At 62.3% G+C, this 16,730-nt stretch carries 17 protein-coding genes; 10 read left to right on the forward strand and 7 right to left on the reverse strand.

Going from position 1 to position 16,730, the window contains the following annotated elements:
* On the forward strand, positions 1 to 820 hold an 820-nt coding region (locus HP499_RS09535; RefSeq protein WP_172323850.1), incomplete at its 5' end, for a YihY/virulence factor BrkB family protein.
* A 25-nt stretch (positions 821 to 845) separates the two neighbouring features.
* Positions 846 to 998 (forward strand): glycine zipper domain-containing protein, encoded by a 153-nt coding sequence (locus tag HP499_RS09540; protein WP_172323851.1) that lies wholly within the window; start codon positions 846 to 848, stop codon positions 996 to 998.
* Here HP499_RS09540 and HP499_RS09545 read toward each other — a convergent pair.
* Positions 995 to 3,211, reverse strand: coding sequence for a hypothetical protein (locus HP499_RS09545; RefSeq protein WP_172323852.1), 2,217 nt, complete (start codon positions 3,209 to 3,211; stop codon positions 995 to 997). The genes HP499_RS09540 and HP499_RS09545 overlap by 4 nt on opposite strands.
* Complete coding sequence (locus HP499_RS09550; RefSeq protein ID WP_309138369.1) at positions 3,208 to 4,131, reverse strand: glycoside hydrolase family 43 protein; 924 nt, start codon at positions 4,129 to 4,131, stop codon at positions 3,208 to 3,210. The genes HP499_RS09545 and HP499_RS09550 overlap by 4 nt, the downstream gene beginning before the upstream one ends.
* Before the next feature lie 110 nt (positions 4,132 to 4,241).
* Here HP499_RS09550 and HP499_RS09555 point away from each other — a divergent pair, with 110 nt between their 5' ends.
* Entirely contained in the window at positions 4,242 to 5,543 is a 1,302-nt protein-coding gene (locus HP499_RS09555) for an ABC transporter substrate-binding protein (RefSeq protein ID WP_172323853.1), read from the forward strand.
* A gap of 80 nt (positions 5,544 to 5,623) precedes the next feature.
* On the opposite strand, the gene HP499_RS09560 is transcribed toward HP499_RS09555, so the two are convergent.
* From HP499_RS09560 to sdhC, 5 genes are all read right to left on the reverse strand, one after another.
* On the reverse strand, positions 5,624 to 6,400 hold the full coding sequence (locus HP499_RS09560) for an alpha/beta fold hydrolase (protein WP_172323854.1): 777 nt from the start codon (positions 6,398 to 6,400) through the stop codon (positions 5,624 to 5,626).
* Positions 6,401 to 6,514: 114 nt separating this feature from the next.
* Positions 6,515 to 7,297: a succinate dehydrogenase iron-sulfur subunit gene (locus HP499_RS09565; RefSeq protein ID WP_026542862.1), complete on the reverse strand. Its 783-nt coding sequence runs from the start codon at positions 7,295 to 7,297 to the stop codon at positions 6,515 to 6,517.
* Entirely contained in the window at positions 7,297 to 9,096 is a 1,800-nt protein-coding gene (gene sdhA, locus HP499_RS09570) for a succinate dehydrogenase flavoprotein subunit (RefSeq protein WP_026547511.1), read from the reverse strand. The genes HP499_RS09565 and sdhA overlap by 1 nt, the downstream gene beginning before the upstream one ends.
* A 98-nt stretch (positions 9,097 to 9,194) precedes the next feature.
* Positions 9,195 to 9,671, reverse strand: a complete 477-nt coding sequence (locus tag HP499_RS09575) for a succinate dehydrogenase hydrophobic membrane anchor subunit (RefSeq protein ID WP_172323855.1) — start codon at positions 9,669 to 9,671, stop codon at positions 9,195 to 9,197.
* A 3-nt stretch (positions 9,672 to 9,674) separates the two neighbouring features.
* Positions 9,675 to 10,055 carry a succinate dehydrogenase, cytochrome b556 subunit gene (gene sdhC / locus HP499_RS09580; protein WP_089594138.1) on the reverse strand — a complete coding sequence of 127 codons (381 nt, stop codon included), beginning with the start codon at positions 10,053 to 10,055 and terminating at the stop codon, positions 9,675 to 9,677.
* Positions 10,056 to 10,344: 289 nt separating this feature from the next.
* Between sdhC and HP499_RS09585 the strand changes: the two genes are divergently transcribed.
* The 7 genes from HP499_RS09585 to HP499_RS09615 form a co-directional block, all read left to right on the forward strand.
* Positions 10,345 to 11,442 carry a sugar phosphate nucleotidyltransferase gene (locus HP499_RS09585; protein WP_216659886.1) on the forward strand — a complete coding sequence of 366 codons (1,098 nt, stop codon included), beginning with the start codon at positions 10,345 to 10,347 and terminating at the stop codon, positions 11,440 to 11,442.
* A gap of 111 nt (positions 11,443 to 11,553) precedes the next feature.
* A complete protein-coding gene (locus tag HP499_RS09590) occupies positions 11,554 to 12,759 on the forward strand; it encodes an amidohydrolase (RefSeq protein ID WP_024820064.1) in 1,206 nt (401 codons plus the stop codon).
* Between the two features lie 139 nt (positions 12,760 to 12,898).
* Entirely contained in the window at positions 12,899 to 13,333 is a 435-nt protein-coding gene (locus HP499_RS09595; RefSeq protein ID WP_172323857.1) for a MarR family winged helix-turn-helix transcriptional regulator, read from the forward strand.
* A gap of 54 nt (positions 13,334 to 13,387) precedes the next feature.
* The gene (locus HP499_RS09600) at positions 13,388 to 13,819 is read left to right on the forward strand and encodes an organic hydroperoxide resistance protein (protein WP_026542856.1); all 432 of its coding nucleotides are present in this window, start codon (positions 13,388 to 13,390) and stop codon (positions 13,817 to 13,819) included.
* The gene (locus HP499_RS09605; protein ID WP_172323858.1) at positions 13,816 to 14,829 is read left to right on the forward strand and encodes an NADP-dependent oxidoreductase; all 1,014 of its coding nucleotides are present in this window, start codon (positions 13,816 to 13,818) and stop codon (positions 14,827 to 14,829) included. The genes HP499_RS09600 and HP499_RS09605 overlap by 4 nt, the downstream gene beginning before the upstream one ends.
* Positions 14,830 to 15,114: 285 nt before the next feature.
* Complete coding sequence (locus HP499_RS09610) at positions 15,115 to 16,182, forward strand: BMP family protein (protein ID WP_172323861.1); 1,068 nt, start codon at positions 15,115 to 15,117, stop codon at positions 16,180 to 16,182.
* A 135-nt stretch (positions 16,183 to 16,317) separates the two neighbouring features.
* The coding region (locus HP499_RS09615) for an ATP-binding cassette domain-containing protein (protein ID WP_172323859.1) at positions 16,318 to 16,730 on the forward strand (413 nt) is incomplete at its 3' end.

Here is a 16,730-nt window from a genome sequence, read left to right on the forward strand (position 1 = left end):
CGGATTCAACATGTTCTTCTCCGTGACGGGTTTGCTGACCACGGGTTTCGCGATCGCCGGCATCGTCCTCGGTGGCAACCCTGTGCTGGAAGACGCTGTCATCGGCAGTGTGGCATCCGCGGCGCCCGGTCTTCTCCAGGTCAATGGCGGTGAAGGCCTGGTGGACCCGCAAACACTGCTGAACCCGTCCGGCCTCGGCTGGACGGCGCTGATCGCTGCAGCCGTCACCATCTTCACGTCCCTTGGCTGGATTGCCAGCGTCAGGGAGGGGCTCCGTGGGGTGATGAACGCTGATCCGCTCATGCGCAACGGTCTTCTTCAAAAGCTCATCGACGCCGGCACCTTGGTTCTCCTCGGGGTCATCCTGATCATCAGCGCCGGCGCGTCCCTGATTTTCGGAACAGCGGCCGATTGGTTCATCGACCTGTTGAAGCTGGACGAGGCAGTGGCCGCACCTATCGCCTCCACCGTCAAGATTGTGGTTCCCCTCCTTTTGAACTGCGCGACGGCGGCAGTACTGTTCCGGATCGCAGGCGGCCTGAAGCTGGGGCGCCGCGCGTTCCTGGAAGGGGTAGTGCTGGCCGGCGTGGGGACCACTGTCCTCCAATTCTTCAGCACCGAACTTCTTGCCCGCTCCGGAAATAATCCGGTCCTGGCATCGTTTGCCATCATTATCGGCTTGTTGATCTGGTTCAACCTGGTAAGCCAGGTGTATCTCGTCTCAGCGTCGTGGTCGGCCATCCGTGAGGCAGATACTGAATCAGGGGAGGCTCCACGCAAGAAAGTCCTGGGGTCCCGCCGCGTTATGCCCCGCACCTGACAGTCCTTTTCCCAAGGGAGACGCCATGAACAATCAACTGTGGATCGGCTGTCTCCTCGGGGCTGCCGTCGGCCTGATCGTGGGCCAACTGATCTTCAACTCCCCGTTCCTGGGCATCCTCATCGGAGTGGGGTTGGGGGCCCTCGTGGGCGCAGCCGTGGGACCCCGCCGCAGCTAGGGTGCCTGCACCAGCCCCTCCCAGGCAACGGTCCAGTCAGCGGGGAACCCGGGTGCGTGTCGTGCCGGGCCGTTGTCCCAACCGGCGGCCATGAGGGCCACAGCAGCCAGAAGCCCGCCATTGCCCGGAAGGTACAGCGGCAACGAGTCTGTCTGTCTGTTGTGGCCGTTGGCCAGGACTGTGTTCTTGCCGGCGTTCAGGAGTAGCGCATCAACGGCGGCTTCCGGATCCTCCAGCCGCGCGGCAGTCATGGCCATCACCGGATAGTCCCAACCCCAGGTGCTGCCCCAGTCCCAATCGGCCAGGACATCGGACAGTGTGGCCCGCATGAGGTCCGGATCAATGAGGTCGGTCTGCGGAAGGACCCCGAGCGCACAGAGCATGGAGGGGTGGTCGGTTCGTATGGTGAAGGGCTCCACGTCGATCGCGGCATACACGCCGTCCACCACCCGTGGTGGAACCAGGCCATCTGCTACCTCAGACCATGCCGGAACAGGTTCCAGCCCCAGCCTCGCCCGCCACGCCGAAGCCGTCCGCAGGCCCCACTGCCAATACGCCAATTCGAAGGTGGGATTGGTGACCTTGGACCGGATCGCGCCGTAGCTTTCCTGCGCCGGAATCAAGGGAGGCCCCAGTTCAAAGCCGCGCGAGGTGGGGTGGGCAAAGCTTGCCATGAAGGCGGCTGACTCAAAGACAATCTCCGCGAACTCCTCCAGCACCTGCCTGCCCGGGTTGGCCCGGTACACCAACTCAGCCAAGTGGATGGGATGGGGTTGCTGCCAGATCAGGAATGTGCCGATGGGGCTTGGGCTTTCCCGTCCGTCCGGGCCCACCTGTTTGGGCCAGCGGACGCCGTCGAATCCTTGCGTTTTGGCTGTTTGCCGGGAGGTTTCCAGCACGCTGGTGTACCAGCGCAACGATGGCAGGAGCAGTTCCACGCGGTTCCAGTGCGCAAAGTGCGCGGCATGCCACCAGTGCATTTCCAAGTGGAAGCGGCCACGCCACGAATTGCACACAAGCCCTGTCTCCTGCGGGGGTAGCGAGCCGGAGCAGTTGATCGCCGTCAGGTACTGGGACAGCACAATCCGCCGTTCCAATTCCTTGGCCCGCGGATCGTCGGTGGCATCGAGTTCGATCGCACCTCCCGAAGACCAGAACGCCGGCCAGTGGGTGGCAGAGGCCTCGATGACGGAACCTGCAGGTGAAAGTCCGACGCCGTTTCCCGCCTCCGCGGGGACGGTTTGCTGCTGTGCCTGGTTGGCGGAGCTGTTGTTGCCCCTGGGGATGCATTCGCCATCGCCCGCCGACAGGAAAGCCACTGAGAAGTCCAGCGCTGGTATGCCGGCACCAGTCCCGGATGAAACCAAGGCAAGGAGAAGTTCATGCCGGCCAACCTGTTCCACCGTCAGGTTCCCGCCTGTGATCACCACGTGGTAGCGGGAATCGTCCAGTTCCCGGTGAGCTGTCCAGGCTGCGGTTCCAGGGTCCTCCTTCACCGGTGTCGGTCCTGTGAGTTTGGTGGTGTGGGCGTCCGGTCGGTTCCAGTCCGCGGCGTCATGCCAGGCCTCGGACCCGTAGGGGAACCCGATGCCCACCAGCAGACCTGCCTCAAGGGCAGCCGACTCGACGCGAAAGCCCAGCTCATCCCGGTCCGGGTGGCACGCCGTCGTGACTTTGACCCGGTGGCCGGCCAGCATGAAGCTGCTGGTCACCGTGCCCGTCCAGAGGTCGAGCGTTTGTTCAGTATCGGCGATGTCCGCAGGCACGAGGGGTCGGTCAACGCCGCCCTCCCTCCAGCGGAAGCCGAGGCGCCCCAAGTCGAGTCGGTGCGCATTGGCCCTGAGCCAGGTTTCAGCGAGGGAGGTGTCCGTTTCGCGATCGTTGACTATGTCACCCACCATGTCCACATAGGGGACCGGGCCGCGGGGCGAATCGTAGAGGACAGTGGAGCCGGCGAGGTCATACGGTTCGAGCGGCGGGACGGAGTGCCAGCCCCACTGCGCCTGCGTCCCCAGGAGTGTTCCGGGCGGCAGCTCATCGCGCGCCCCCACGGGATAGTGGGCGGGCAATGATTGCAGGCCGGTGAGGTCCATGGTGAAGGCGAACTCGCCGTTGCCCACCGAGACGGGACTGCGCGGATCCAACCTGTTTTGGCGGACATTGTGTCGCTGGACCAGTCCCTTGCGATCGATGGAAGGGGGTGGCGGGTTCATGGCAGCCTTTCGGAAATGGTTGTACCGGCGAGTGTCACTGTGTCTTCACTTTCCTCGAGAGGGAAGAACGCTGCCCTCTCGTAGGGGGTCTTATTGGGCTGATGGAGCGTCAGGAAAAGGCTGCCGTCGAGGTCGCGGGCGATCATTCCATGGCCGCCATCAGTACCCCAGAGTGGTTCGGCTTCCTGGGCCCAGGGGCCCGGCACCGTTCCTGATTCACTGCGGGCTATACCCATGGCATAACCGTTCTCGCCAAAGCTGGACCACAGCATGATGAGGTTGCCGCTGCTGAGCCTGTGGAGGAACGGGCCATCGGTAACAAAAACAGGGAATTCCCGGTCACGGACGGAGGGAACATCGAGGGCGCGCGCCCATGGCGCCTCCGAGGCACTGAAGAGGAAGACAGGAACACCTTCAGTGGTCCGGAGGTCCGGGCTGAGGCGCTGTGCCATCATGGCGCCGTCGTGCACTTGCTTCCACTCGTGGCAGAAAATGATCCACGGTGTTCCTTCTGCATCCAAGTGAAGGGTGCCGTCCAGGCATTGCCAGTTTGCGGGAGTGACAGGGCCCTCGCTCCAGGGTTCATAGGGTCCTTCGGGCTTATCGGCGGCAAGAATCTGGGTTCCACGGAGGCGGCCAGGGCTGATGAACGTCGCGAACATGTAGTAGCGCCCGTGGTATCCGTGGACCTCCGGAGCCCAGTACTGCTCCTGGCTCCAGAAGCCTGGTGGGGGCCTGAAGGCTTCGAAGGGGCCGTCCCACGTGGTCAGGTCGCTGCTCCTGTAGCAGTCGAATCCGGTGGCTTGGCCGGACCAGATGTTCTTATCCGTGCTGCCGAAGAGCAGGTAGTTTCCGGTGGCCGGTTGGGTCAGCACAAAGGGGTCCCGGATCTGGATCTGGTCCAGGCGCAGGGTTTTCACAAGGTTCTCCTCGGTCGGTAAAAATAGTTCATACCCCAAACTATTGACGAATATACACCTCCTTGATACGTTTCAGGAACCGTTTTCTGAGCCTGAAAGAAGCTTACCCAATGACGAGTAAATCCCTCCGGCGCATCCGGAAATCCATAGCTTTTGCGGCAGTTGTCAGCATGCTCGGCCTCACTGCAGCCTGTTCCGGCACATCCTCCAACCAACCCGAAGACGGGCCCGTGGAGATCCGCTTCTCATGGTGGGGCAATGCCACCCGTGCGGACCTGACAAACAAGGCCATCAAGGAGTTCGAGGCTGCCAACCCCAACATCAAGGTGAAGCCCGAGTACGGTGACATCGGCGGTTACTTCGACAAACTGGCTACCCAGGTAGCAGCCAACGACGCCCCCGACGTCATTACCATGGGTGGTGCGTACCCGGCTGAATACGCCAACCGCGGCGCCCTCCTGGACCTCTCCAAGGTGGAGGGTTCGCTGGATCTGTCCAAGATGGACCAGGGAGCCTTGGAAAACGGGCAGGTCCAAGGCAAGCAGTACGGCGTCTCCACGGGCGCCAACGCCTTGGCCATCGTGGTGAACCCTGCCGTGTTCCAAGCTGCGGGTGTGGCCCTGCCGGACGACAGCACCTGGTCCTGGGACGACTTTGCCAAGACCGCGGCTGACATCACGGACAAGAGCCCCAAGGGAACCTACGGCACGGCGACAGTCCTGACGCACGATTCCTTGGACGCCTTCGCCCGCCAACGCGGCAAGTCTCTCTACACCCAGGACGGCCAGCTGGGCCTGGATAAGGACACCGTGCAGGACTACTTTGACTTCTCACTGAAGCTCAGCGAGTCCGGCGCCGCTCCGAGCGCTTCGGAGACCGTGGAGAAACTGAACGTCAGCACGGAACAAACCCTCATGGGTATGGGGCAGGCCGGCATGATGCTGACGTGGACCAACTCACTGACCGCCCTGAGCAAAGCCTCGGGCACGGAGTTGAAATTGCTCAAACTTCCGGGGGAGAAGCCCACGCCCGGGATCTGGCTGCAGTCCTCGCAGTTCTACACCATCTCGGCCCGGAGCAAGCACACAGATGCCGCAGCCAAGCTGGTCAGCTTCCTCATCAACAATGAGGCCGCCGCAAAGATCATCCAGAGCGACCGCGGAGTGCCCAGCAACTCGGGCATGCGAACAGCCATCCAGGACCTCCTGACACCCCAGGGCAAGGCGGAGGCGGCCTATATCGACCAGATCGGCAAGATGGAGTTCGCGCCAACATTCATCGGTCCCACCGGATCCACGGCGGTTTCCGAGATCACCGCCCGTGTCAACACCGATGTCCTGTTCAAGCGGCTGAGCCCGGAGAAAGCAGCCGAGCAGTGGCTGAGTGAGAGCAAAGCCGCTATCGGCAAGTAGTACCCAACTAATACGCAGCAGAGCGCGTTTTGAGCTGTCAGAACGCGCTCTGCTGCTACACAGTTGGGTTGCAACGGCACTTAGACGGCGTCGGGGACTTCCAGGTACGGGTCCGCCCAGGCGCTGATGATGCGCGCAACCCGTGCTGCCTGGCCCTTCCCGGTGAGGAGGTGCTCACTGCCTTCCAAGGAGATGAAACTGCGTGGGTGCCGGGCAGTACGGAAGATTTCACTGGCGTTGTCGATCCCCACGGTGTTGTCAGTGGGGGAGTGCATCACCATCAGGGGCTTGTGGAGGGTTCGGATGCAGTCGCGCAGATCCGCGCGTTCCACGTCCTCCACAAAGTGGCGGCGGACCTCCATGGGCCGGCCGCCGAGGTCCACCACGGCACTGCCATCGCGCAGGATGTCTTCCATCTCGGTGTCGAACATGTGCTCAACATGCTTGGGCTCGTAGGGCGCTGCAACGGTTACCACGGCGTTCAGGCCCGGAACGTCGCGGGCTGCGGCGAGCACTGCCGCACCGCCGAACGAGTGGCCCACCAGCAAGGAAATTGCCCGGCCTTGTTCCCGCATGAACTCCGCGGCCAGGACGGTGTCGGCCACTTTGACGCTGAAGGACCCGGCCGACCATTCGCCCGCGGATCCGCCCAGGCCGAGGTTGTCGAAACGCAGCATCCCCACGCCCTGCTCCGCGAGTCCCTTGCAGATCCGGGATGCTGCGGGGCTGTCTTTGCCGAGGGTCAGCCCGTGCGAGTACAAGCCCCAGCCACGGATGGGCCCTTCGGGAACGTCCACGATGCCTGCCAAGGCGTCGCCGGTGCTACCCGTAAAGCTGATCTTTTCAGAGCGTGACACGCTGATCTCCTTGCGTTGCGGAGCCGGTTGCGGCAGTTGATTAACGACGACGGCGCCCCTCACCATCAGTGGTGAGTGGCGCCGTCGTCGTGTGTTCTTGTGGTGAAACGCGAACTAGATCTTGCGGGACAAGATGGCCTGCTTGACCTCTGCGATTGCCTGGGTCACCTGGATGCCACGGGGGCAGGCTTCCGAACAGTTGAAGGTGGTGCGGCAGCGCCACACGCCTTCCTTGTCGTTGAGGATCTCAAGGCGCATGTCGCCGGCATCATCACGGGAATCGAAGATGAAGCGGTGTGCGTTGACGATCGCCGCAGGACCAAAGTACTGGCCATCGGTCCAGAAGACCGGGCAGGACGAGGTGCACGCGGCGCACAGGATGCACTTGGTGGTGTCGTCAAAGCGCTCACGGTCCTCGACGGACTGCAGGCGTTCCTTGGTGGGCTCGTGGCCCTTGTTGATCAGGAACGGCATGACTTCACGGAAGGACTGGAAGAACGGCTCCATGTCCACGATCAGGTCCTTCTCCACGGGGAGGCCCTTGATCGGTTCGACGGTGATGGGCTTGGTGGTGTCCAGGTCCTTCAGCAGCGTCTTGCAGGCGAGGCGGTTGCGGCCGTTGATGCGCATGGCATCGGAACCGCAAACACCGTGGGCGCAGGAGCGACGGAAGGAAACGCTGCCGTCAATCTCCCACTTGACCTTGTGGAGGGCATCCAACACACGGTCCGTGCCGTACATGGTCAGTTTGTAGTCGTCCCAACGTGCTTCGTCCGAGATTTCGGGATCGTAGCGACGCACACGCAGCGTGATGTGGAACGTGGGGATTTCACCGTCGCCGGCAACGCTTGCCGGGAGCTCGATCTTGGAAGCGGGCTCTGCCATTTCGGTGGTCATTAGTACTTACGCTCCATCGGCTCGTAACGGGTGAAGATGACGGGCTTCGTCTCAAGACGGATGCCCGCGACGGATTCCGCCGAGGAGTCGACGGTGACGGAAGTGTCCAGGTAAGCCATGGAGTGCTTCATGAACTTCTCGTCGTTGCGGTCCGGGAAGTCCTCGCGGTAGTGGCCGCCGCGTGACTCTTCACGGTGCAGTGCACCAACGGTCATGACCTTGGCCATGTCCAGGAGGAAGCCCAGTTCCACGGCTTCCAGGAGGTCCAGATTGAAGCGCTTGCCCTTGTCCTGAACGGTAACGTGCTTGTACCGCTCTTCGAAGGAAGCGATGTCGCGAAGGACCTGCTCCAAGGATTCCTTGGTGCGGAACACCTGCATGTTGGCGTCCATGGTGTCCTGCAGTTCCTTGCGGATCTGTGCCACACGCTCGGTACCGTTGCCGGTAAGGAGCCCGTTCAGGATGCCACGGGTCATTGCCTCGGGGTCCTCCGGCAGCTCGACGTAGTCGGCGGTCTTGGAGTACTCCGCAGCGGCGATGCCTGCGCGCTTGCCGAACACGTTGATGTCCAGGAGCGAGTTGGTGCCCAATCGGTTGGAGCCGTGGACGGAAACGCAGGCAACCTCACCGGCGGCGTAGAGGCCCGGCACGATTGTGTCGTTGTCCTGCAGCACCTCGGTGGTGATGTTGGTGGGGATGCCGCCCATAGCGTAGTGCGCCGTGGGGAACACCGGAACCGGATCCGTGAACGGTTCCACACCCAGGTAGGTGCGGGCGAACTCGGTGATGTCCGGAAGCTTGGCTTCGATGTGCGCCGGCTCAAGGTGGGTCAGGTCCAGGAGGACGTAATCCTTGTTGGGACCACAACCGCGGCCTTCACGCACTTCGTTCGCCATGGCGCGGGCCACGATGTCGCGGGGTGCGAGGTCCTTGATGGTGGGGGCGTAGCGCTCCATGAAGCGCTCCCCCTCCGAGTTACGCAGGATGGCACCTTCACCACGTGCACCCTCGGTGAGGAGGATGCCCAGGCCGGCGAGGCCGGTCGGGTGGAACTGGAAGAACTCCATGTCTTCCAGGGGGATGCCGCGGCGGAAAGCGATGCCCATGCCGTCGCCCGTGAGGGTGTGGGCGTTGGACGTGGTCTTGAAGACCTTGCCCGCGCCGCCGGAAGCGAACACCACGGACTTGGCCTGGAAGACGTGGAGCTCACCGGAAGCGAGGTCGTAGGAGACCACGCCGGCAACGCGCTTCTGCTTGTACGGGGTGCCGTCTTCGCGTACTGCGTCTTCTTCGACGATCAGCAGGTCCAGGACGTAGTACTCGTTGTAGAACTCAACGTTGTGCTTGACGCAGTTTTGGTACAGGGTCTGCAGGATCATGTGACCTGTACGGTCGGCTGCATAGCAAGCACGGCGGACAGGAGCCTTGCCGTGATCGCGGGTGTGGCCACCGAAGCGGCGCTGGTCAATGCGGCCTTCGGGTGTGCGGTTGAACGGCAGACCCATCTTCTCCAGGTCCAGCACGGCGTCAATGGCTTCCTTCGCCATGACCTCGGCTGCGTCCTGGTCAACCAGGTAGTCGCCACCCTTGATGGTGTCAAAGGTGTGCCATTCCCAGTTGTCTTCTTCGACGTTGGCCAGTGCTGCACACATTCCACCCTGGGCCGCACCTGTGTGCGAGCGGGTGGGGTAGAGCTTGGTCAGTACCGCGGTGCGTGCGCGCTGACCGGACTCGATCGCGGCGCGCATGCCGGCGCCACCTGCACCGACAATGACGACGTCGTACTTATGGACCTGCATACCAGATGCTCTCTCTTTCAAAAATTCAGATGGTCGGCGGAGGCTGCTCCGCTACGTCAGGCGAGCCGGTTCACTTCAGGGAGCTGCCGGCAACGCTGCTACGGGGCCGGGCAGAATCCGCCAGGAAGCTGAACGCCGTCAACAACGGGGCACGGGTTGAAGGTGAAGATCACCAGCGTGCCCAGGATGATGATGACCAGGGTGGCCGCGTAGAGGACCATCTTGAGCCAGAAGCGCGTGGAATCCTTCTCGGCGTAGTCGTTGATGATGGTGCGCACGCCGTTGGTTCCGTGCAGCATGGCAAGCCACAGCATGGCGAGATCCCAGAACTGCCAGAACGGATCGGCCCACTTGCCGGCAACAAAGCCGAAGTCGATCGCGTGAATGCCTTCGCCTACCAGCAGGTTCACGAAGAGGTGGCCGAAGATCAGCACCACCAGGACGATGCCGGACAGACGCATGAAGAGCCAGGCGATCATCTCGAAGTTGCCACGGCTGGAACCGTTGCGGCTGTACTTCGGAGCGATCTTCCCGGCACCGATTTTTCCGCTGCGTGGAGATTCAATGGTTGTCATGGCTTAGTGGCCTCCCAGCGCGAGGGAAAGGTGGCGGATGGCGAAGCCGGCGAACGTGACCAGCCACAGCGCAAGTACGATCCACAGCATCTGGCGCTGGTACTTGGCGCCCTTTTTCCAGAAGTCGATGGCAATCACGCGCAGGCCGTTGAAGGCGTGGAAGATGATCGCAGCGACCAGGCCCGTTTCCCCCAGGGCCATGAGGGGGTTCTTGTAAGCACCAATAACGGCCGTGTAGGCCTCAGGGGACACGCGCACCAATGAGGTGTCCAGCACATGGACCAACAAGAAGAAAAAGATCACTACACCGGTAATACGGTGTCCAACCCAGGACCACATGCCTTCACGGCCGCGGTACAAGGTGCCAGCTGGTTTTGTCGGCACTGATTAAACCTTCCTGCAACACAGCGGCGCTGGCATGGGATCCACGCGGGGGGAACGCCTGCTGCGAGAGCACTCGTAGCTCACGCCTAAATCTAGGCTTCGCTCACAGCATATTCAATTTAGGACGGGCTTCTCTCCTTGTTAATTCCATGTTTCGTGCCAGTATTCAGGCGATTTTGCCCACTTCCTGAGACGAACACCACATGCGTGGCGTACTGCGGGGCTTCGCGCTTGCGTCGGATAAAGTGTTGCGGTGAGTACAGAAGACGCGAAATACCCGGAATCGCCCATGAACCGCTTCCATGCGGTTATTCCGGCAGGCGGTGTGGGGACCCGGTTGTGGCCGCTCTCGCGGGCCGCTGCGCCCAAGTTCCTCCATGACCTGACCGGTTCGGGCAGCACCTTGTTGAGGGCCACCTATGATCGCTTGGAGCCCCTGGCCGGCGAACGGGTGCTTGTTGTGACGGGTGAGGCACACCGTGCCGCCGTCTGCCGCCAGCTTCCCGAGGTCGGGGACGACGAATTGGTACTCGAAAGCGAGCCCAAGGACTCCGGCGCTGCGATCGGACTGGCCGCTGCCATCCTCTACCGCCGCGATCCGGAAACCATCATGGGCTCCTTTGCCGCGGACCAGGTCATCAGCCCGGACCATCTTTTCCAGGAAACGGTGCGCGAGGCGATCTACACCGCCGCAATGGGCAAGATCGTGACCATCGGCATCAAGCCCACGCACCCCTCCACAGGCTTCGGCTACATCCGTTCAGGTGCTGCCCTCCACGTCGAAGGCGCCCCGAATGCGCTGGCAGTGGCGGAGTTCGTTGAGAAGCCCAGCCAGGAAGTTGCCAACAAATACGTAGAAGCCGGCGATTACGTCTGGAACGCCGGCATGTTCGTAGCTCCCGTGGCGCTGATGCTCAAGCACCTTGAAGCGAACCAGCCCGAATTGTTCAAGGGCCTTCAGGAAATCGCCGAAGCCTGGGATACGCCGCAACGCGCCGAAGTCACCGCGCGGGTATGGCCCACGCTGCCCAAGATTGCCATTGACTACGCCGTGGCAGAGCCGGCAGCGGCAGCCGGCGATGTCGCCGTCGTGCCTGGTACTTTCCGTTGGGACGACGTAGGCGACTTCGCCGCGATCGGCCGCCTCAACAATGCCGGCGACGTGGATGAGGTGACAGTGCTCGGTGAAGGCGCCCGTGTCTTCGCGGAGAATGCCAGCGGCGTGGTGGTCTCCGATACCAAGCGTGTCATCGCGCTGATCGGCATCAAGGATGTGGTCATCGTGGACACCCCGGACGCGCTCCTGGTCACCACCAAGGAGCACGCGCAACTGGTCAAGGGCACCGTTGATGCCCTCAAGGCCAGTGGCGATACGGACGTGTTGTAACAGCCTCCGCTTATACCGTGAGCCACCTCTTTGGTTGTCCTGCGTCTGAACGCAGCGTAACCAAGAGGTGGCTTTCGTTCTTTGGGTGCCACGCATGGCTAGAGTTGTGACGTGCGCAATTACACCACTGAAACAGAGCCCGCTCCCGTTGTGAGTCCCTGGGTTGATGAGCTGCTTCCCGGGCTCATCGAATTCCGGCGTGACCTGCACGCGCACCCTGAGCTGTCCTTCAAGGAATTCCGCACTACGGACAAGCTCGTGGAGCGGCTTGAAGCTGCCGGGCTGAAGCCGCGGCGCCTGGAGGAAACCGGGCTGACGGTTGACGTGGGCGAGGGTCCCATTGCCACCGCCCTTCGGGGAGACATCGACGCGCTGCCGATCATTGAAGAAACCGGCCTGCCGTTCGCTTCGAAGAACCACGGCGTGACGCATGCCTGCGGGCATGATGTCCACACCACAGCCATGCTCGGCATCGCCTTGACGCTGCAGCGGATGCACAAGAACAATCCGCTGGGCGGCACGGTCCGGATCATCTTTCAGCCCGCTGAGGAAACCATGCCGGGCGGCGCGCTGTCCTGCATCGAGCAGGGAGTGCTTGAGGGTGTCCCGCGGATCCTGGCGCTGCACTGCGATCCCCGGATCAACGTGGGCCAGATCGGTACCCGTATCGGGGCGATCACCTCGGCCTCGGACACCATCAAAATCGAGCTTTCCGGCCGGGGTGGCCACACGTCCAGGCCGCACCTGACTGAAGACCTGGTGTTTGCGCTGGCGCAGATTGCGGTCAACGTTCCAGCTGTTCTTTCCCGGCGCGTGGATGTCCGCAGCGGCGTGTCCGTTGTGTGGGGCCAGATTTCCGCGGGTTCCGCACCCAATGCCATCCCGGGCTCCGGCTACATGGCCGGCACCATGCGCTGCCTGGATCGCGATGCCTGGCACAGCGCGGGGGAGTTGCTGGACGACGTCGTCCGGCAGGTTGCCGCGCCCTATGGCGTGGACGTCCACCTGGAACACACCCGTGGCGTGCCGCCTGTGGTCAACTCCGAGCATGAGACGGCGCTTATTGAAGCCTCCGCCCGCGCTGAGCTGGGGGAGAACGCAGTGGTCCTCACTCCGCAGTCCATGGGTGGCGAGGACTTCGCCTGGTTCCTGGCAGACCTCCCCGGCGCCATGATGCGCCTGGGTACGCACACTCCCGGCGGCGAGGAGTACGACCTCCACCGCGGTGACTTCATTGTTGACGAACGCGCCCTCGGATACGCCATCCGCGTCTTGACCGCAGCTGCCCTGCGCACCATCCGCGACCTCGAACAGTAGACCCACTGAACAGTAGATCCACCTGAGTCGCATGTGAGCGCGTTTTGAGCTGTCATTGCGCGCTTAGCTGCGACTCAGTTGGGCATGGTCACGCGTAGATGAGTTGTGCACAATTGAATTGTGCACTATCGTTTTATTCATGAGTGATGCACCCCGCCTCCGCCACCAGGTTTGCTTTGCGCTGTACTCCGCGTCCAAAGCCGCGACGGCGGTCTACCGCCCCGTCCTGGAGGATCTTGGCCTGACGTACCCGCAGTACCTGGTGATGCTGGTGTTGTGGGAGCAGGAGCCGCGGAGCGTCCGGGACCTTGGTGCCGAGCTAGGCCTGGATTCAGGCACGTTGTCACCCCTCCTGAAGCGCCTTGAGGGCCTGGGCCTGGTGGAACGCCGCCGCTCATCCGAGGATGAGCGCCGCGTGGACGTTGTGCTGACCGACGCCGGGACCGCCTTGAGCGCCCGCGCCCAGGCCGTTCCCCAGCGCCTCGCTGACGCTGCTGGCCTGTCCGCCGGAGAGATCGAACAACTCCACGCCACGCTCGGAAAACTCACCACGGCCTTGAACAGCTCACTCTGACAGACTCCCGGAAAATCCCGAGACATCCATTCCCCGAAGAGAAACGGAAACACCATGAAGACTCTCTACACTGCTGAGGCACTTGCCTCCGGCGAAGGCCGCGACGGCAACGCCCGCACCAATGACGGCAAACTGGATGTAGCACTCGCCAGCCCCGTTGAACTCGGTGGCAACGGTGAAGGAACCAACCCGGAGCAGCTTTTCGCCGCCGGCTACGCAGCCTGCTTCCACTCCGCGCTGCGCCTGGTGGGCCGCAAGGAACGTGTTGACCTCAGCGACTCCGCAGTTGCTGCCAAGATCCACTTCGGTGCACTGACTGACAGCGAAGGCTACGGCCTGGCTGCCGAACTCGAGATCGCCCTGCCTGCGCTGGACCGCAGCACCGCCGAAGAGCTGATGGCCAAAGCGCACCAGATCTGCCCCTACTCCAACGCCACCCGCGGCAACATGGCCGTTGACCTCAAGCTCGTGGAGTTCGCAGCATGAACGCCGTCGTCACCGAAACCCGCGAAATCCAGCTCGCCTCCCGCCCGGTGGGTCGACCCACGGAGGAGAACTTCCGGTTGGCATCGGCGCAGCTCCCGGAGCTCGCCGAGGGTCAGGTCCTGGTGAAGAACCAGTTCATGTCCGTGGACCCCTACATGCGCGGCCGCATGAACGACGTCAAGTCCTACTCGGCACCGTTCCGCCTCGATGCAGCGCTCGACGGCGGTGCGGTCGGTGAGGTGATCGCGTCCCGGTCCGACGCGCACAAGGTGGGTGACGTCGTCGTGCATCAACTGGGGTGGCGCGAACACGCGGTGGTTGATGCCGCGGCAACCACTCCCGTACCGAAGGGACTGGCGCCGACGTCCGCGTTCCTTGGCGCACTTGGCATGACCGGTCTGACCGCCTATGCGGGGCTGCTGAAGGTTGCTGAGTTCAAGGAAGGCGACGTGGTATTCGTCTCCGGAGCCGCTGGTGCCGTTGGCTCCATGGTGGGCCAGATCGCCAAGGCAATGGGTGCCTCAAAGGTGATCGGCAGTGCGGGATCGCCGGAGAAGGTTGCCCGCCTGCTGGAGCTCGGTTTCGACGCCGCCTTCAACTACAACGACGCCCCGGTACTCGGGCAGCTCAAGGATGCGGCGGGGGAGCGCGGCATCGACGTGTACTTCGACAACGTCGGCGGCGAGCACCTGGAAGCAGCTTTGGCCACCCTGACCGTCGGCGGCCGCGTCGCCATGTGCGGTGCCATTGCCCAGTACAACTCCACCGAGCCCCCGGTTGCGCCCAGGAACCTGGCCGTGGCCATCGGCAAGCAGCTCACCCTCCGTGGATTCCTGGTGGGCGGCCAGCGCCAACACGCCCCGGAATTCGCGCAGAAGATGGCCGGCTGGCTCGCCGATGGGTCTGTCAGCTACGACGAAACGATCGTTGACGGGCTGGAGAATGCACCGCAGGCCTTCATCGACCTCTTGGACGGGGCGAACACCGGAAAGATGCTGGTCCGCCTTTAATCCACAGGTGAATCGCGTGTGACTTGCACACCCAGCTACTGCTTGGTAACAAAAGGTCAACAATCTGACCTGGAGGGATCATTTGTGGTAGCTGGGTGTGTTCCAGGCCACTAGTGTTGGTGTCATCAATGCGCTTCGGCGCAGCTGCGAGCATCAGTGAAAACAGAATTTCTGCCCTCAGGTATAGGAAACGGACACTCATTGACCATCCGTCGTAGCGCCAATCACTTTCTTCCTGGAGGAAAATTGAAGAAACCACTGCGTGCCACCCTGAAGCGCGGTTCAATGGCCGGTGTTGCCACCCTCGGCGCAGCAGCGCTCCTGCTGACCAGCTGTGGACAGGCCCCCGATGCCGGCTCCGGCACCGCTACCAAGAGCGACTTCCTTGGATGCATCGTTTCGGACTCCGGTGGATTCGATGACCAGTCCTTCAACCAGTCCTCGTACGAGGGCCTCAAGAAGGCTGAAACGGACCTCGGCATCGAGGTCAGGTCGGCTGAATCGAAGGCAAACAGCGATTTCGAGACCAACCTCAACGGCATGATCTCCGCCGGCTGCAACCTGACGGTCACCGTCGGCTTCCTCTTGGGCGACGCCACCAAGGCTGCTGCCGAGAAGAACACGGACAAGCACTTCGCGATCGTCGACTACTCGTACGAGACTCCGATCGCCAACGTCAAGCCGATCGTCTATGACACGGCGCAGGCAGCATACCTGGCCGGATACGCAGCTGCCGCAACGTCCAAGACCGGCAAGGTAGGTACCTTCGGCGGTATCAAGATCCCCACCGTCACCATCTTCATGGACGGTTTCTACGACGGCGTCCAGGCCTACAACAAGGCCAAGAACAAGTCCGTCCAGGTTGTTGGCTGGGACAAGAACACCAAGGACGGATCCTTCACGGGCGACTTCGATAAGCAGGACACCGGCAAGCAGGTCACCATCAACCTGCTGGACCAGGGCGCGGACATCATCATGCCCGTAGCCGGACCGGTTGGTAAGGGCGCAGGCGCTGCGCTGAAGGAAGCCAAGGCTGCCGGCAAGGACGTCAAGCTCATCTGGGTCGACTCCGATGGCTACCTCACCGCTCCTGAGTACAAGGACCTGATGCTGACCTCCGTGGTCAAGCAGATGGGCGAGGCCGTAGAAGCCGTGGTGAAGGATGACAAGGAAGGCAAGTTCAACAACGAAGCCTATGTTGGCACGTTGGAGAACGACGGCGTTGCTATCGCCCCCTTCCACGATCTGGACTCCGCGGTCTCTGCCGAAACGAAGTCTGAACTCGATGCCCTGAAGGCGGACATTGTCTCCGGCAAGCTGGTTGTTGAGTCGGAAGCCAGCCCCAAGAAGTAAAGCAATTCCCGGACGCGCCGCCAGTACCGAGCCCCGGTACTGGCGGCGCGTTTTTGCCCTGACTACGCTGGGCCTCAAAGCCAGTGGCTTTGGAGCAGTACAGCCGTCCCTCGGACTCACAGAACGGTGGGAGTTGTGAAACTCGAATTGAAGGGGATCTCGAAAGCCTTCGGGACCTTCTACGCCAACCAAGACATCGACCTCGTGGTCGAATCCGGCCAGATCCATTGCCTCCTCGGCGAAAATGGTGCCGGTAAATCAACCCTCATGAACGTCCTCTACGGACTGTACGAACCTACCGCCGGCCAGATCCTGGTAGATGACCAACCGGTCAGTTTCCGTGGCCCCGGTGACGCGATGGCGGCCGGCATCGGCATGGTGCACCAGCACTTCATGCTGGTTCCCGTCTTCACAGTGGCTGAGAACGTGGCCCTCGGCGCTGAGCCCACCACGTTTGGAGGCGTTCTCAGCATCGAAGAAACCCGGAAGAAGATCCGGGAGATTTCGGACAAGTATGGCTTCGACGTTGATCCCGACGCACTGGTCGA

This window comes from Paenarthrobacter sp. CM16 (assembly GCF_013179505.1).
Lineage (GTDB): Bacteria > Actinomycetota > Actinomycetes > Actinomycetales > Micrococcaceae > Arthrobacter.

What these genes read in the sequence shown, in the direction of transcription:
- HP499_RS09540 (WP_172323851.1), top strand. Translation starts at nt 846, where the DNA reads ATGAACAATCAACTGTGGATCGGCTGTCTCCTCGGGGCTGCCGTCGGC.
- HP499_RS09545 (WP_172323852.1), bottom strand. Translation starts at nt 3,211, where the DNA reads ATGAACCCGCCACCCCCTTCCATCGATCGCAAGGGACTGGTCCAGCGA.
- HP499_RS09555 (WP_172323853.1), top strand. Translation starts at nt 4,242, where the DNA reads ATGACGAGTAAATCCCTCCGGCGCATCCGGAAATCCATAGCTTTTGCG.
- HP499_RS09565 (WP_026542862.1), bottom strand. Translation starts at nt 7,297, where the DNA reads ATGACCACCGAAATGGCAGAGCCCGCTTCCAAGATCGAGCTCCCGGCA.
- sdhA (WP_026547511.1), bottom strand. Translation starts at nt 9,096, where the DNA reads ATGCAGGTCCATAAGTACGACGTCGTCATTGTCGGTGCAGGTGGCGCC.
- HP499_RS09575 (WP_172323855.1), bottom strand. Translation starts at nt 9,671, where the DNA reads ATGACAACCATTGAATCTCCACGCAGCGGAAAAATCGGTGCCGGGAAG.
- HP499_RS09585 (WP_216659886.1), top strand. Translation starts at nt 10,345, where the DNA reads ATGAACCGCTTCCATGCGGTTATTCCGGCAGGCGGTGTGGGGACCCGG.
- HP499_RS09595 (WP_172323857.1), top strand. Translation starts at nt 12,899, where the DNA reads ATGAGTGATGCACCCCGCCTCCGCCACCAGGTTTGCTTTGCGCTGTAC.
- HP499_RS09600 (WP_026542856.1), top strand. Translation starts at nt 13,388, where the DNA reads ATGAAGACTCTCTACACTGCTGAGGCACTTGCCTCCGGCGAAGGCCGC.
- HP499_RS09605 (WP_172323858.1), top strand. Translation starts at nt 13,816, where the DNA reads ATGAACGCCGTCGTCACCGAAACCCGCGAAATCCAGCTCGCCTCCCGC.
- HP499_RS09610 (WP_172323861.1), top strand. Translation starts at nt 15,115, where the DNA reads ATGGCCGGTGTTGCCACCCTCGGCGCAGCAGCGCTCCTGCTGACCAGC.